Origin of the sequence: Bifidobacterium samirii, assembly GCF_003952945.1 — a bacterium.
In the GTDB taxonomy this organism is placed as follows: domain Bacteria; phylum Actinomycetota; class Actinomycetes; order Actinomycetales; family Bifidobacteriaceae; genus Bifidobacterium; species Bifidobacterium samirii.
In genome coordinates this window covers 18,684-35,274 of sequence record NZ_QXGK01000009.1, presented here as the reverse complement: position 1 = coordinate 35,274, position 16,591 = coordinate 18,684, and the positions used below count along the sequence as shown (strand labels likewise).

Sequence of the window (16,591 nt, the reverse complement as noted above, 5' to 3'; positions counted from 1 at the left end):
TTGCTTCCCTGGTGACCGTACGCGATTATCCGCCGCGATGCGTCCGAATACAAGCCTTGACTTTGAGACGGACGTGGATATAATGCGGGCCTCCTTCACGGCTCCCGGCGGGGAGTCGTGAAGGAGGCCCGGTTGTCCGCCGGCCGGCCGCCGTCCGACCGGCGGCCGCGCCGATTCAGAGCTTTTCGATGGGGGCGACGCGCAGCATGAGCCGTTTGACGCCGGCGGAACCGAAGTCGACGGTGATGACCGAGTTGCGTCCCTTGTCCTGCGCGTCGACGACCTTGCCCAGACCGTACTGGTCGTGGGTGATGCGGTCGCCGATGTGGAAGTCGGCGATGTCGAGCCCGTTGTCCTTGCGCAGCGAAGACGCAGCCGCGGCCGTTCCGGCGCCCGATGCGCCGGCGCCGGTCTTGGGCGCGGCGCGGCGGGGCGTCACCTTGCCGTTGCGCGACGTGCCGGACGAGCCGGACGAACCGTACGAGCCGGACCGGGATCCGTAGGACGAACCGCCGTACGACGAGCCGGACGAGCCGTAGGAGCGCGATCCGCCGCGCGAACGGGAACCGCCGTACAACGATCCGTACGACGAGCCGCCGTAGGAGGAACCGTACGATTCCGACGATCCGTAGGAGCGGGACCCGTACGCGGAACCGCCGCGCGACCCGTACGAGCCTCCGTAGGACGAGCCTCCGTACGACGAGCTGCCGTACGACGAGCCGAAGTCGTCGTCGCCCCATCCGCCGAATTCGTCGTCGCCGCTCCCCCACGAGGCGCGCATGCGTTCCATGCCGGCCTCACGGCGCTTCCAGTCGATGAGCTCGGCGGGGATCTCGTCGAGGAACTGGCTGGGCGTCATGTCGGCGGCCTGCCCCCACTGGGCGCGCACGGCGGCGCGGGTCACGTACAGCCGGCGCTTGGCGCGGGTGATGCCCACGTATGCGAGGCGACGCTCCTCGGACAGTTCGCTCGCATCCTCCATCGCGCGCGAATGCGGGAACGTGCCCTGTTCCATGCCGGTGAGGAACACGACCGGGTATTCGAGGCCCTTGGCGGTGTGCAGGGTCATGAGCGTGACCTTACCGCTGTCCTCGCCTTCGGAGGGCAGCTGGTCGGAGTCGGCCACGAGCGCGGTCGTCTCGAGGAATCCGGCGAGCGTCGCGTCGGGCGTGTTCTGCTCGAATTCGGCGGCGACGGACTGCAGCTGGGAGAGGTTCTCCACGCGCGACGCGTCCTGCGGGTCCTCGGAGGCGCGCAGTTCGTCGAGCATGCCGGTGCGGGCGAGCACTTCGGCGACGATCTGCGAGGGCCGGTTGGCCGGGTCGGCGGCGAAGTCGCGCAGACCGGCCATCAGGTCGCGGAAGACGCGCAGCTGCTTCGCGGTGCGCGTGGGCGCGCCTTCGATCTCGTCGAGCCGTTCGATCGCGCCGTAGAACGTGAGCGCGTGCGCGTCGGCGTGGCCGGCCACGACCTCCTCGGCCCTGGCGCCCAGACCGCGCTTGGGCACGTTGAGGATGCGGCGCATGTTCACGTCGTCGGCCGGATTGACGATCGCCTGCAGGTAGGCGATCGCGTCCTTGATCTCGCGGCGCTCGTAGAAGCGCGTGCCGCCGACCAGCTGGTACGGGAGCCCCGCGTTGATGAGCGCCTCCTCGAGCGAACGCGACTGGGCGTTGGCGCGGTACATGATCGCCATGTCCGTGTACGCGATGCCCTCCTCGCCGTGCAGTCGGGCGATCTCGCCGGCGATCCAGCGCGCCTCCTGCTGCGGGTTGTCGGCCGCGTAGCCGACGATCGGCTCGCCCTTGCCGAGCGCGGTCCACAGGCGCTTGGGCTTGCGGCCCTCGTTGAGCGCGATCACCGCGTTGGCCGCGTCGAGGATGGTCTGCGTGGACCGGTAGTTCTGTTCGAGCATGATCGTCTTCGCGTTCGGGAAGTCCTGCTCGAAGTCCTGGATGTTGCGGATGTCGGCGCCGCGGAACGCGTAGATCGACTGGTCGGAGTCGCCCACGACGGTGATCCACGCCTGTCCCTCGCGGCCGGCGGTCGCCGTCGACGACGCGGCCGGCGCGACGGATGCGGACGCGGCGGCCGCGCCGGGGACGCCGAACGGCAGTCCGCCGGCCATGCCCGCCGACGCGGGTGCGGCCGGGGACGGCGCGAACGACGGCGACGGCTCGTCCCAGCCGCCCCACTCGTCCTCGCCCCAGCCGAAGTCGAACGTCGGCGCCGCGGAAGCGGCCGGAACGGGCGCGGCCGCCGGGAACGCCGCCATCGGCGACGCCGCGCCGGGCATCGCCGCGGCGGACGGGAACGCCGGAGCCGCAGCCGTCTCCCCCGGCTGCACGCCGGCGGCACCGGCGCCCGCCTTCGCGGCGTCGACGCCGGCCAGCTCGCGCACGAGCACGTACTGGGCGTGGTTGGTGTCCTGGTACTCGTCGACGAGGATGTAGCGGAACTTGCTCCGGTAGTACCGGGCGACGTCCGCGTCGGTGCGCAGCAGCTCGACGGTGCGGCCGATGAGGTCGTCGAAGTCGACCGCGTTCGCCGCGGCGAGGCGATGCTGGTATTCGGCGTACATCACCGCGTACAGCGCCTCGACGTCGCCGCCGGCGGTCACCGTGTATCCCTTCTGTCCGGGGCGGTAGTCGGGCGCGTGCTTGCGCAGACGGTCGCGCCAGTCCTCCAGGTTGTTCTTGTAGTCGGAGATGCGCGTCAGGATCACGCGCGGCGTGTAGCGCTTGACGTCCACGTTCAGGTCGGCGGCGATCATCTTGATGAGACGCTCGCAATCGGCCGTGTCGTAGATCGAGAAGCCGGGGTCGAGGCCGATCGAGCGGCCGTCGCGGCGCAGGATGCGCACGCACGCCGAATGGAACGTCGACACCCACATGCGTCTGGCGACCGGGCCGATCAGCCCTTCGAGACGTTCGCGCATCTCGGCGGCGGCCTTGTTGGTGAACGTGATGGCGAGCACCTGGCTGGGCCATGCGTTCATCTGACTGAGGATGTAGGCGATGCGGCGGGTGAGCACGCGCGTCTTGCCCGAGCCGGCGCCCGCGCCGATCAGCAGCGCCGGACCACGGTACTGCACGGCTTCGGCCTGCTGCGGGTTGAGGTCGCCCACGAGCTCCTGGGCGGTTCTGACGATGAGGTCGGGATCGTGCTGCACGGTGCTTCCCTTCATGGTTGCGTCATGGTTACGGCGTGGTTGCGGCGTGGTTGCGCCATGGTGGTGCCGGACCCGCATCGTGGATGCGATGCGGGTCCGGGGATCGGGCCGATCAGCGTATCACGCGGCGGCGTCACTGCGCGTGGTCGGCGATCCAGTCGACGATGGCGTCCTTGACGGTCTGCGCGTACAGCTGCTGGCCGGGCACCTCCGGGTGGATGCCGTCGGCGGTCAGCATGTCGGTGTGGGCGCCGATGGCCGCGTTCCAGTCGGCCAGCGTGGCCGTGGACGAGTGGGTGCGCACGTATTCGGCGGCCGCCTCGTTGCCGCCGGGCATCCAGCTGCGGTCGCCGTAGCCGTTGACGATGACGAGCACATGCCCGTCGCCGGCCGCGGCGGCGATGTTCGCGTAGTCGTCCGGCGTGACCGTGCCGTTCGTATTGAGCGAGACGACCACGTACTGGCGCAGCTGTCCCTGCGCCTTGAGGTTGGACACCAGGTCGGGGCCGGTGGCGATGTGGCGGGACGTCTGCGCGTCGATGACGATGCCGGGCAGCAGCTCCTCCAGGGCCGGGGACGCGCCGACCGTGACCGAGTCGCCGATCACGGTGATGTCGTCGCCGGTGAGGTTCTGCTCGGCGTCGGCGCGCGCCTGCTCGCGGCGCTTCGCCTGCTCCTCGGCCTGCCTCTTCGCCTCCTCGGCGGCCTTGGCGTCATGCTCGCGCTTCTCGTTCTGCGCGTCGAGGGACGACTGATTGGCCTCCAGCATCTCCTGGACGCGCGATTTGGCGGGCGCGTCCTTGACGCCGAACACGAATCCGACGGCGAACAGCGCGCACAGCAGCGCCGTGACGAACGGGCGCAGCCGTTCGATGACGTCGTCCACGACGCGCGCACGCGCCTGCGACACGTCGGCCGGCGGGGCGAACGCAGTCGGCGGCTCCGGCACCGGGCCTCCGGCCACGGGCGCCGATCCGACGCTCCGGGCGGCGTCGGCGCGACGGCGTCGCATTATGTCGATGCGGCGGGCGAGCGGGCGTTCGACCATCCACCACGACAGCGCCGTCATCGCGACGGTGGAGACCAGCGTGAGCAGCCAGATCAGCCACATGCCCTTGCCGCGCCAGCCGGGCAGCAGCATCTGGATGAGCACGAACAGCGGCCAGTGCCACAGGTAGATGCCGTACGAATAGCGGCCCATCAGCGCCAGCGGACGCCAGGTGAGCAGCGACGTCATCCACGATCCGGGGAACACCGATCCGGCGATGAACACGATCGCGCACAGCGCGGCGGCGACCAGTCCGCCGCGGAATGCGCTTGCGTCCTGTCCGACGTGCAGGGCGAGGTATCCCAGGACGATCAGCGCCGCCGTGGCCAGCCACGGGGCGACGGTCCCGGCGACGCGGTGACGCGCGCCGTCGCCGACGAGCGGCCCGCCGTACCAGTGGACGGCCATCGCGAACGCGACGCCCAGCAGCAGCGCGAAGCAGTGCGTGTCGGTGCCGAAGTACACGCGCGTCGGGTCGGCGTCGGGACGGTACAGCAGCGCCATGCCGCCCGCCGAGCATGCGGCGAGGGCGACGACGATGGCGACGCGCGCCCATTTGGGGGCGATGAAGCGCTGCAGCAGGCCGATCAGCAGCGGCAGGACGAGCGTGACCTGCGCCAGCAGCGCCACGAACCACAGGTGGCGCAGCGGCTGGGGCGACGTGGATGCGAAATAGCTGCCGCCGGTGGCGATCTCGTACCAGTTCGTCGCGAACAGCGCCGCGGCAAGGCTTTTGCCTCCCACGCCGACGAGCGCCTCGCGCCCCACGAGCCATGCGAACGAGACGACCGCGCCGATCATCACGACCATCGCCGGCCACAGTCGGGCCAGACGACGCAGATAGAACCATCCGAGCGCGATGCGCCCGTCCCGCTCCGCCTCGCGCAGCAGGCTCAGTCCGAGCAGGAATCCGGAGATGGCGAAGAACACGTCCACGCCGATGAAACCGCCGGGCATCGTCCGCTGGGACAGGTGGTACCAGATGATGCCGGCCAATGCCAGACCTTTGATGCCGTCAAGTCCGATGAACCGCGCGGCGGACCTCCCCCGCGCCCCCTCTTTTGTCGCTTCGATCACCCTGCCATGCTACGACACGGCAGGACCAACCGGCGCGGCGCGACACCGGCCGCGGCGAGGTCAGCGAGAGCGCGTAGACTGGCCGTTTGCAACCATCCGAAACCACACCGATCGAAAGGGTGTTATGAAGGAACTCGAGGAGCGCATCCGCCAGGAGGGCACGGTCAAGGTCGGCAATGTGCTGAAGGTCGACGCCTTCCTGAACCACCAGTGCGACGTGGCCCTGTTCGACGCCATGGGCGCCGCGTGGGCGGAGCATTTCGCCGGCAAGCAGATCACCAAGATCCTCACCATCGAGGCGTCCGGCATCGGCATCGCCTGCATGGCCTCCCGTCATTTCGGCAACGTGCCGGTCGTGTTCGCCAAGAAGGCCCAGTCGATCAACCTCGACGGCGACCAGTACGTCACCACCGTCTACTCGTTCACCAAGCAGCGCGAGTTCCCGGTCATCGTCTCGCGCAAGTACCTGGGTCCCGAGGACCACGTCCTGCTCATCGACGACTTCCTGGCCAACGGCAAGGCGCTGCGCGGCCTGATCGACATCTGCGACCATGCGGGCGCGACCGTCGAGGGCATCGGCATCGCCGTGGAGAAGGGCTTCCAGGGCGGCGGCGACAAGCTGCGCGAGGAGGGCTACGACGTCGAGTCCCTGGCCATCGTCGAGGCGATGGACCCCGAGACCGGCGAGATCACCTTCCGCTGAATGCGTTCCGGCGGCGGTGCGGATACGGCCTTTATGAGGCCGAGTCCGCGCCGCCGCCTTTCGATGGTGTTTGAGAGAGCTCATACAAGAGAGGAAGAACGTTGAGCACTGAGAAGAAGTCCAACGGCATCTCGATGGAGGCGCTGACCTCCCTCGACGCGCCCGTCTCGTTCTGGCGCGGCATCCCCTTCGGCCTGCAGCATGTCATGGCCATGTTCGTGGCGAACCTCGCCCCGATCTTCATCGTCGCGTCCGCGGCGAAGATGGACGCCGCCCAGTCGGCCGTCATCATCCAGGCGGGTCTGCTCGTGGCCGGTCTGGGCACCTGCCTGCAGCTGTACGGCGCGTGGCTGATCGGCTCGCGTCTGCCGATGGTGACCGGCATCTCGTTCACCTACGTGGCGGCCGCGTGCGCGATCTGCGCCGACAAGGGCTACGGCGCCGTGATCGGCGCGGTCATCGTCGGCGGCCTGCTCGAGCTGGTGCTGGGCCTGACCGCCAAGTACTGGCGCCGCTTCGTCCCGCCGATCGTCTCCGCGATCGTCGTCACCTCGATCGGCTTCTCCCTGCTGACCGTCGGCGCCGAGAGCTTCGGCGGCGGCTCGGGCGCGGCCGACTTCGGCTCCTGGCAGAACCTGACGCTCGGCCTGATCTCGCTGATCGCCTGCCTCGCGTTCCAGCTGCTCATGAAGGGCACCGCCAAGCAGCTGTCGGTGCTGTTCGGCCTGGTCGTCGGCTATGTGGTGGCCATCTGCATGGGCAAGGTCGACTTCTCCGGATTCCAGGATCTGGCGATCGTGTCCGTGCCGCAGATCATGCCGGTCAAGCCGGTGTTCGACTGGGGCGCGATCATCTCGCTCGGCCTGCTGTACGTCGTCTCCTCCGTCGAGGTGCTGGGCGACACGGCCGCGCTGACCAAGGTGGGCCTCAACCGTCTGCCCACCGAGAAGGAGACCGCCGGCGCGATCGCGGGCGACGGTCTGATCTCGACCGTCTCCGGCCTGTTCGGCTGCCTGCCGCTCACCTCGTTCGCGCAGAACATCGGCCTCGTGGCGATGACCAAGGTCGTCAACCGCAAGGTCATCCTCTCCGGCGGTCTGATCCTCGTGGTCGCCAGCTTCGTGCCGGCCATCGCCGAGGTGTTCAACTCGCTGCCGCAGGCGGTGCTGGGCGGCTGCACGATCATGATGTTCGGCAACATCATCCTCTCCGGCTTCCAGATGATCTCCGAGGCGGGCTACACGCAGCGCAACATCACGATCGCCGCGCTGAGCCTGACCGTGGGCATCGGCTTCACGCAGGTGAGCGACATCTTCGTGCACTTCCCGGCCCTGTTCCAGCAGATCTTCGCCTCGAACTGCATCGCCGTCGCGTTCGTCGTGGCCGTGATCCTCAACGCGGTACTGCCGAGCGAGGACCACTTCCTGTCCGCTCCGGCCGAGGCCAAGGACGCCGAGTGATGTGCGAGTGATGGACGGTCCGCCGCCGACATGAGCGGCACAGCCGTACACCGACCCGGATGACGAAGGGCGGGACCGTGTATCGTACACGGTCCCGCCCTTCGTCGTTCTTCAGATGATCCGGTCCGGCTCCGCTCAGATGACGGCCGCTCCTGCGAACGCGTCCGCATCGCCGCCCTCCCAGGCGAGCAGCCGTCGCTTGCGGTCGACGCCGCCCGCGTAGCCGGTGAGCGCGCCGGATGCGGCGACGACGCGATGGCAGGGCACGATCAGCGAGATCGGATTGCGTCCGACGGCTCCGCCGACCGCGCGCGCCGACACGCGGCGTGGCGCGTCGGCGGCGGTGACGCTGATGTTCGATTCGTCAGCGATCGAAGCCGCAATCGCGCCGTACGTGGTCGTCTCCCCGTACGAAATGGCGGACAGCCGGTCCCACACCTCACGCTGGAACGGCGTGCCGCGCGGGTGCAGCGGCACCGACGACGGGTCGGGCCGCTCCCCCGCGAAGTAGGCGTCCAGCCACGCCTTCGCCGCCGCGAACGCGGGCGCGTCGTCGCGGCGTTCGGATTCCGGGTCGAGGCCGCGTGCGAAATGCCGCTGCCCGTCGAACCACAGTCCGGTCAGCCCGACGCCGTCGCAGGCGAGCAGGATGCGGCCCAGCGGCGAGTCGACCCATGTCGTCATGTCCATATGCGCGCCCTTCCGTCCGATTGCATCGTCCGTCGACGACCATCGTACGTCGGCGCACGCCGACGCTACTCCCCCGCCGGCTCGTCGCGCGCCGCGTCGAGCGCCTCGTGGCGCAGGATCATGAAGCCGATCGCGCCGGCGACGATCGACGCGGCGAGGATCGACGTCTTGGCGATCGCGGCGATCTGCGGGTCGGCGAACGAGAGGTTCGTCACGAAGATCGCCATCGTGAAGCCGACGCCGCCCAGCGCGGACACGCCGACGACATGCCCCCACTTGACGCCGCGCGGCAGCGTCGAGACGCCCGTCTTCACCGTGATCCATGTGGCGAGGAAGATGCCCAGCGGCTTGCCGACGAGCAGTCCGAAGAACACGCCGATCGCGACCGGGCTGGTGACGATCTGCCCCACGGACATGCCGCCGAGCACCACGCCCGCGTTGGAGAACGCGAACAGGGGCAGCACGAAGAAGTACACGAACGTGTGCAGCGCCTTCTCGAGACGGATCGTGGGCGGAATGGACGCGCTGGAGACGCGGCGGATCGAATACACCTCGCGCAGGTACTCCTTCTGCGCCACGTCGGGTTCGCCCGGATCGTAGCGGTCCTCGATCGACAGCGCATGGTTGGAGAACCAGCGGCTCACCCGGTCGAGTTCGATCTCGGAGCGGGCGGGGATGGTCAGGGCGAGCAGCACGCCGGCGAGCGTGGCGTGCACGCCGGAGAACAGGACGCACACCCACAGGGCGAATCCGACCACCAGGTAGGGCGTCAGGTCGTAGATGTGGCAGCGGTTGAACGCGACCAGCACCGCGAGCGGCACCAGCGCGGCCAGCAGCCACGGCACGCTCAGGTCCTGCGTGTAGAACAGGGCGATCACGCCGATCGCGATCATGTCGTCGGCGATGGTCATCGTCGACAGGTAGGCGCGCAGCCCCGACGGCACACGCCGGCCGAGCAGGGCGAGCAGGCCGAGGCAGAACGCGATGTCGTTGGCCATCGGCACGCCCCAGCCGCCCGCGTACTGGCCGCCGGCGTTGACGGCGAGGTAGACGAGCGCCGGCATGATCGCGCCGCCGGCGGCGGCGACGATCGGCAGCACCGCCTTGCGCGGCTCGGTGAGTTCGCCGGCGCGGATCTCGTGCTTGATCTCCAGGCCGACCATGAGGAAGAACAGCGACATCAGGAAGTCGTTGATGAAATGCTCGAGGCTGATGTCGGCGCTGAACGATCCGATCGCGAACGAGAGGTGCACGGAATGCCAGAACTCGTTGAAGTACGGCAGCGCCGGCGTGTTCTCGATGAGGAACGCCAGCAGTGCCGCACCCACCATGAGCATGGTGGCACGGGTGGAGGAATGGGTGAATTCGATGAGACGCTGCTTGCGCCGGTGCACCTTGGCGGCGCCCGGGCGCAGGATGCTTTCGTGGATGGGCGGGGTCTGCGGCATGATGCTCCTTGGTTTTACCGTGAAGGGAGTCGGCCGTGGCGCGCACGGCGGGCGAGATGCCGCCGGATGGCGCGGGGCCGCGAGGATTCAACGTGTTCCAGCGTATCAGAGCGTCTATATTCCGGGACGGAATTTTCCGAAGCGCGTACATCGGGCGCGTCGGACGTGCCCGGCCGGCGGATAACAGAGAGCCCCGATTCCGGGGAACGGAGGATTGGTCCCCTCCGCTCCCCGGAATCGGGGCTCGCGTGCTGCTACCGTCGTGCCGCCGTCGTCAGCTGTTCTTCATGACGATGTGGTCCACTGCGTCGGCCACGTGCTCGCAGTCGTCGGTGCACAGCTCGAGGTTGGCGTACACCTCATGCCAGGCGAACACCTGCAGCGCGTCGGTGCCGTCGGTGTGCAGGGCGCGCATCGCGTCCACGTACAGCGTGTCGGCGTCCGACTCGATGTTGTTGACGTCGAACACCAGCTTGCGCAGCTTCTTGGAGCGCTTGAAGCGCGGCAGTTCGTCGATGAGCTTCGCCATGCGCTTGCACGACTTGGCGACCATGTCGACCATCTCGAGCGCGTCGGGGCGGATCTCGGTCACGTTGTCGTAGTAGAGGCGCTGGAGCGTGCCGTCGATGCGGTCGGTCACGTCGTCGAGGATGTGGCTGAGCTCGGCGATGTCCTCGCGTTCGAATGGGGTGATGAACGCGGAGACCAGCTCGTCCATGACGCCGTGGCGCACGTCGTCGGCGGCCTGCTCGATCTCGTGCATCGCGGCCATGTGCTCGCGCAGACGCTCCGGATCGTAGTCGTGCATCACGTCCGACAGCAGCTTCGCCGCACGGCACGCGCAGTCGGCGCTCTCCCGGAACGCGTCGAAGTAGAAGGAGTCGTTCTTTTTCGCCATTATGGGTCCTTTCCTGAAACTCTTAGAACACGAACATGAACAGCTTGGCCATGAGGAAGCTGATCAGGCCGCAGCCGGGGAACGTGAACACCCAGGTGAGCATCATGTCGCGCACGACGCCGAAGTTGATGGCCGACAGGCGGCGCACCGAGCCGACGCCCATGATGGCGCTGGTCTTGGTGTGCGTGGTGGACACGGGGATGCCGAGCACGGTCATGAGCAGCAGGCACAGCGCGCTGGACAGGTCGGCGGCGAAGCCCTGGTACTTCTCGAGCTTGACCATGTCCTGGCCGACGGATTTGATGATGCGCTCGCCGCCGACGGACGTGCCGACGCCCATGATGGTGCTGCACAGGATCATCAGCCATACGGGGATGACGACGCCGGCGACGCTGGACTGGCCGTTGCAGAACGCCATGCCGAGGAACAGCACGCCGATGAACTTCTGGCCGTCCTGTGCGCCGTGCATGAAGCTCATGGCGGCGGCGCCGACGATCTGCGCGTACGTGAAGACGCCGTTCGCGCGGCGGCGGTCCATGCCGGCGCAGATGATCGTCACGAGCTTGCAGACGATCCAGCCCATGCCGAATCCGATGACGATGCTGGCGACCAGACCGTAGAGCACCTTGACCCATTCGCCCATGTTGATGCCGCCGATGCCGCCCTGGATGGCGATGGCAGCGCCCGACAGGCCGGCGATGAGGCTGTGGCTCTCCGACGTGGGGATGCCGAGCAGGGATGCGCCGACGCTGTAGACGACGATGGAGAACAGGGCCGCGCACAGGGCGATGAGGGCCGAGTTGGTGTCACCGCCGAAGTCGACCATGTTGGAGATCGTGGAGGCGACGGACGCGTTGAACTGGGTCATCAGGAAGACGCCGAGGAAGTTGAATATGGCGGCCATGATGACGGCCGACCGCACGCGCATGCACCGCGTGGTCACGCAGGTGGCGATCGCATTGGGGGCGTCGGTCCATCCGTTGACGAAGATGACTCCCAGCGTCAGCAACGTCGTGACGGTCAACGCCGGATTCGAGAGCACCTGTTGGATGAAATGGGAAAAGGACACATCCAAGGGGGTTGGTTCCTTCTTCTTCGAGGGGTGGGCAAACTGACACACTGATTGTAGCGGAACCGTGCTACCGGATGTGCGAGCCGCTGCGGCGAGTCGTCCCGAAGCGCTCCCCGGATCGGCCCTGAACCGACCTCATACCGTCCTTGGATATGAAGGAACCCCCGGGATTGCTCCCGGGGGTTCGATCAGCTCAGACCGTGGTTACGGCAGAAGCGTCATCACTCGTTGTCGCCGGCGGTGGCGGCGGTGGCGGTGACGGCACCCTGGACGTCGGTCTTCACACCGGAGTAGATCCAGTCGGTGTAATCCGGGTGATCGTAGCCGTTGTCGACCGCGAACTGGAAGGCTTCCTGACGGAAGGCCTCGAGCTCGGCGATCTTGTCGGCGAACTTCTCGGCGTCGACCATGCGCAGGGCCTCGGCGGTCAGCTCATAGCGGTCGATGTTGTTCACGCGGACCATGTCGTACGGGGTGGTGGTGGAGCCCTGCTCCTCGTAGCCGTGGACGTTGAAGTTGTCGTGGTTCGGGCGATCGTAGATCAGACCACGGATGTCGCGGGCGTAGGAGTGGTAGGCGAACAGAACCGGCTTGTCCTCGGTGAAGATCTCGGCGAACTCCTCGTCGGACAGGGCCTCGTTGTTCTCCTTGGCGGACTGCAGCTTGACCAGATCCACCACGTTGACGACCTTGAACTTGATGCCCAGGGCGGCCAGCTTGTCGGCGGCGGCCATGAGCTCCTGCTGCGGGACGTCACCGGCGGCGGCCAGCACGATGTCGGCCTCGTCGTTGGACTCCACGTTGGAGGCCCACTTCCACTCGGCGGCACCCTTCTCGAGCTCGGCGCGAGCCTCGTCCAGGGTCAGCCAGGTGGCGGCCGGCTGCTTGCCGGCGACGATGGCGTTGATCATGTTGGTGGACTTGTAGCACTTCTCGGCCACGGCCAGCAGCATGTTGGAATCCACCGGGAAGTAGATGCCGATGACGTGGTCGTTGTTGAAGCACTTGTTCAGCAGGACGGAGGTGACGCCCGGATCCTGGTGCGAGAAGCCGTTGTGGTCCTGACGCCAGACGTGCGAGGAGACCAGCAGGTTCATCGAGGAGATCGGCTTGCGCCACGGGATCTCACGGACGGTGGCCTCGAGCCACTTCGCATGCTGGTTGAGCATGGAGTCGATCACGTGCACGAAGGACTCGTAGGAGCTCCAGATGCCGTGACGGCCGGTCAGCAGGTAGGCCTCGAGGAAGCCTTCCATCTGGTGCTCGGAGAGCTGCTCGGTGACCTGGCCGGTGACGGCCATGTGCTCATCGACCTGCTCCGACAGGTAGCCGGCGTCCCACTGCTTGTTGGTGACGTCGTAGGCGGCCTGCAGACGGTTGGAGGCGGTCTCGTCCGGTCCGAAGATGCGGAACGAATCCGGGTTCAGCTTGATGATGTCGCGGGTGTAGGTGCCCAGGGCGCGGGTGGCCTCGAGCTGGCCCCAGCCGTGGCCGAACTCCTTGACTTCCTTGACCTCGTAGTCCTCGAGCGCCGGGAGCTTCAGATCCTCGCGGATCACGCCGCCGTTGGCGTTCGGGTTGGCGCCGATGCGCAGCTCGCCTTCCGGCATGAACGCGGTGACCTCAGGACGGACGGCGCCGTTCTCGTCGAACAGCTCCTCCGGCTTGTAGGACTCGAGCCAGTTCTTGAGGACCTCGAAGTGGGCCTCGGTGTCGCGGGCGGAAGCCAGCGGGACCTGGTGCGAACGCCAGGAGCCCTCGGTCTTCTTGCCGTCGATGAACTTCGGGCAGGTCCAGCCCTTCGGGGTGCGGAAGATCAGCATCGGGTAGAACGGACGATGCACATCGTCGGTGTTCGCGGCGGCCTTGATGTCGCAGATCTCGTCCCAGATGGACTCGAACAGCTCGGCGAAGCGACGGTGGATCGAGGCGTTGGACTCGTCGTCGAAGCCGGCGACGAACTCGTACGGCTCGTAGCCCATGCCGTGGAAGAAGTCATGCAGCTCTTCGTCGGAGATGCGGGCCAGGATGGTCGGGTTGGCGATCTTGTAGCCGTTCAGGTGCAGGATCGGCAGCACGATGCCGTCGGTGCGCGGGTTGATCAGCTTGTTGGACTGCCAGCCGGTGGCCAGCGGGCCGGTCTCGGCCTCGCCGTCGCCGACGATGGCCGGCACGAACAGGCTCGGGTTGTTCATCACGGCGCCGAAGGCGTGGGACAGGGCGTAGCCCAGCTCGCCACCCTCGTGGATGGAGCCCGGGGTCTCCGGAGCGAAGTGGGACGGAATGCCGCCCGGGTAGGAGAACTGGCGGAAGAACTTCTGCAGGCCGGCCTCATCCTTGGTGATCGCCGGGAAGGTCTCGGTGTAGGTGCCGTCCAGGTAGGACTGGGAGGTACCGGCCGGGCCGCCGTGGCCCGGGCCCATGATGATCACGGTGTTCTGGCCGTGGTCCGCGATGAAGCGGTTGATGTGGCCGATCAGGAAGTTCAGGCCCGGAGTGGTGCCCCAGTGGCCGACGAGGCGGTGCTTCACGTCGTCACGAGTGAAGGGCTCCTTCATCAGCGGGTTCGAGCGCAGATAGATCTGGCCGATGGAAAGGTAGTTGGAAGCGCGCCAGTACTTGTCAACGCCTTCGAGGGCTTCCTCGGAAACCGGAGCGTCAAGCTTCTTCCAAGGGGTGCCAATAACAGGACTCGTCATATGTACTCCTGTACTCCTGCACTGTGTTGTGCGATTGATTATTGTCTAGGTCGCGAACCGACGTGACCTTGCGATCGCGCGCAAGCCCGCTCCCAATCACTTCGGTATATTACGTACTACGTTCGACTTTTGGCTGTTTTTTTGCATGTCTGTTCGTAAATGTTCTAAAAATCTCATCTTTTGTGCGGTTTTGGTGGCCGTTTTGTGAACACGACAATGGTTCGCAGAAACGCCGAAAACGGCTCAATTCCGCGCCGAATCAACGTTTTGAACGGGTTCGCCACGTTCGTTTCGCCATCAGGTGCCGCGGCGTGTTGTTCAATCGAACGTAACGATATGTCACATTCCCCGGGTCCGCCGCCACGGCGCGTCAGAACGGCCCGATGTCGCCGCGCAACGCCACAATGGTCGTGTTATTCCGTCCAACTCGGCTACCTCTATATAAGGGAGAATACATGGCAACAGGTCCTGTGCTCGTCGTCGACTTCGGCGCCCAGTACGCCCAGCTCATCGCCCGCCGCGTGCGTGAGGCCGGAGTCTATTCGGAACTCGTGCCCCACTCCATGCCCGTCGAGGAGATCCTCGCCAAGGATCCCAAGGCCATCATCCTGTCCGGCGGCCCCGCCTCCGTGTTCGAGCCCGGCGCCCCGCGCGTCGACGCCAAGCTGTTCGAGGCCGGCGTCCCGGTGCTCGGCATCTGCTACGGCTTCCAGGCGATGGCGTACGCGCTCGGCGCGGACGTCGACAAGGCCGCCCTCGGCGAATACGGCAAGACCGACACCGCCATCGACAAGGCCGAAGGCCTGCTGGCCGGCTCCCCCGACCGCCAGAACACCTGGATGAGCCACGGCGTCGCCGTCAAGACCGCGCCGGAGGGCTTCGAGGTCCTCGCCCACACCGAAGGCGCGCCCGTCGCCGCCATGCAGGACGAGAGCCGCAAGCTCTACGGCGTGCAGTGGCACCCCGAGGTCAAGCACACCCCGATGGGCCAGGCCCTCATCGAGACCTTCCTGCACGAATGCGCCGGCCTGCCCAATGACTGGGACGCCTCCAGCATCATCGAGGACCAGGTCGCCAAGATCCGCGCCCAGGTGGGCGACGCCCAGGTCATCTGCGGCCTGTCCGGCGGCGTCGACTCCGCCGTCGCCGCGGCCCTCGTGCACAAGGCCGTCGGCGACCAGCTCACCTGCGTGTTCGTCGACCACGGCCTGCTGCGCAAGGGCGAGGTCGAGCAGGTCAAGCACGACTTCGTCGAGGCCACCGGCATCAAGCTCATCGCCGTCGACGCGGCCGACGACTTCCTGACCGCCCTGGCCGGCGTGTCCGAGCCGGAGCGCAAGCGCAAGATCATCGGCGAGAAGTTCATCCGCACGTTCGAGAAGGCCCAGCGCCAGGTCATCGAAGAGGCCGGCGCCGAAGGCAAGGAAGTCAAGTTCCTCGTGCAGGGCACCCTCTACCCCGACGTCGTCGAATCCGGCGGCGGCGACGGTGCGGCCAACATCAAGAGCCACCACAACGTCGGCGGCCTGCCCGACGACCTCAAGTTCGAGCTCGTCGAGCCGCTGCGCACCCTGTTCAAGGACGAGGTGCGCGCCATCGGCACCGAGCTGGGCCTGCCCGACGAGATGGTCTGGCGCCAGCCGTTCCCGGGCCCGGGCCTGGGCATCCGCATCATCGGCGAGGTCACCAAGGAGCGCCTCGACCTGCTGCGCGACGCCGACGCCATCGCCCGCGAGGAGCTGTCCCGCGCCGGCCTCGACCGCGAGATCTGGCAGTGCCCGGTCGTCCTCCTCGCCGACGTCCACTCCGTGGGCGTTCAGGGCGACGAGCGCACCTACGGCATGCCGATCGTGCTGCGTCCCGTCTCCTCCGAGGACGCGATGACCGCCGACTGGTCGCGCCTGCCGTACGACGTGCTCGCCACGATCTCCACGCGCATCACCAACGAATGCCGTCAGATCAACCGAGTCGTCCTCGACTGCACCTCCAAGCCGCCGGCAACCATCGAGTGGGAGTAAAGATATAGAAGCCTGAGCGCCCCTGTTTATCAGGGGCGTTTTTGTTTTGCGTCCTTGTCGTGGTACCCACATGGTACCGACCGAGGATTTACCCATGAAATCAAGCTTGCGAGCCGTTTCAATGCTCCCCATGGCCGGAGGGTTCTACACCCGACCCGTAGGCCATGGGGAGTGTTGAAACGGCTTCGCCTTGGCTCTGATTGGCTCTGATTGGGCGCGTTTCGCTCGCTTTGTTTTATTTGGTGGTTTTGGGTTGCGTCCGTCCGCCTCGCTGGCTACAATACGGCTAACGACTCCCTCCTTCCA

General features: G+C 66.9%; 11 protein-coding genes. 4 read left to right on the top strand and 7 right to left on the bottom strand.

Annotated features, from left to right (window positions below):
* Positions 1-175: 175 nt before the first annotated feature.
* A complete protein-coding gene (locus tag D2E24_RS10595) occupies positions 176-3,250 on the bottom strand; it encodes an ATP-dependent helicase (protein WP_420897480.1) in 3,075 nt (1,024 codons plus the stop codon).
* Positions 3,251-3,305: 55 nt separating this feature from the next.
* Positions 3,306-5,297, bottom strand: a complete 1,992-nt coding sequence (locus D2E24_RS05650; RefSeq protein WP_277594743.1) for an acyltransferase family protein — start codon at positions 5,295-5,297, stop codon at positions 3,306-3,308.
* 124 nt (positions 5,298-5,421) lie between these two features.
* On the opposite strand from D2E24_RS05650, the gene D2E24_RS05645 reads away from it, so the two are divergent.
* Both D2E24_RS05645 and D2E24_RS05640 read left to right on the top strand, forming a co-directional pair.
* A complete protein-coding gene (locus D2E24_RS05645; RefSeq protein ID WP_125968352.1) occupies positions 5,422-6,000 on the top strand; it encodes a xanthine phosphoribosyltransferase in 579 nt (192 codons plus the stop codon).
* A gap of 134 nt (positions 6,001-6,134) precedes the next feature.
* Positions 6,135-7,460, top strand: a complete 1,326-nt coding sequence (locus D2E24_RS05640; protein ID WP_420897481.1) for a nucleobase:cation symporter-2 family protein — start codon at positions 6,135-6,137, stop codon at positions 7,458-7,460.
* A gap of 135 nt (positions 7,461-7,595) precedes the next feature.
* On the opposite strand, the gene D2E24_RS05635 is transcribed toward D2E24_RS05640, so the two are convergent.
* From D2E24_RS05635 to D2E24_RS05620, 4 genes are all read right to left on the bottom strand, one after another.
* Entirely contained in the window at positions 7,596-8,150 is a 555-nt protein-coding gene (locus tag D2E24_RS05635) for a methylated-DNA--[protein]-cysteine S-methyltransferase (RefSeq protein ID WP_125968350.1), read from the bottom strand.
* Positions 8,151-8,215: 65 nt separating this feature from the next.
* Positions 8,216-9,598: a Na+/H+ antiporter NhaA gene (gene nhaA, locus D2E24_RS05630; protein ID WP_125968349.1), complete on the bottom strand. Its 1,383-nt coding sequence runs from the start codon at positions 9,596-9,598 to the stop codon at positions 8,216-8,218.
* 274 nt (positions 9,599-9,872) lie between these two features.
* Positions 9,873-10,496 (bottom strand): DUF47 domain-containing protein, encoded by a 624-nt coding sequence (locus D2E24_RS05625; protein ID WP_125968348.1) that lies wholly within the window; start codon positions 10,494-10,496, stop codon positions 9,873-9,875.
* A 22-nt stretch (positions 10,497-10,518) separates the two neighbouring features.
* Positions 10,519-11,496: an inorganic phosphate transporter gene (locus D2E24_RS05620; RefSeq protein ID WP_241222880.1), complete on the bottom strand. Its 978-nt coding sequence runs from the start codon at positions 11,494-11,496 to the stop codon at positions 10,519-10,521.
* On the opposite strand from D2E24_RS05620, the gene D2E24_RS10590 reads away from it, so the two are divergent.
* On the top strand, positions 11,390-11,611 hold the full coding sequence (locus D2E24_RS10590; protein WP_241222884.1) for a hypothetical protein: 222 nt from the start codon (positions 11,390-11,392) through the stop codon (positions 11,609-11,611). The genes D2E24_RS05620 and D2E24_RS10590 overlap by 107 nt on opposite strands.
* Positions 11,612-11,789: 178 nt before the next feature.
* On the opposite strand, the gene D2E24_RS05615 is transcribed toward D2E24_RS10590, so the two are convergent.
* Positions 11,790-14,267, bottom strand: coding sequence for a phosphoketolase (locus tag D2E24_RS05615; protein WP_125968346.1), 2,478 nt, complete (start codon positions 14,265-14,267; stop codon positions 11,790-11,792).
* Between the two features lie 455 nt (positions 14,268-14,722).
* Here D2E24_RS05615 and guaA point away from each other — a divergent pair, with 455 nt between their 5' ends.
* Entirely contained in the window at positions 14,723-16,285 is a 1,563-nt protein-coding gene (gene guaA / locus D2E24_RS05605) for a glutamine-hydrolyzing GMP synthase (RefSeq protein ID WP_125968345.1), read from the top strand.
* Positions 16,286-16,591 lie beyond the last annotated feature (306 nt).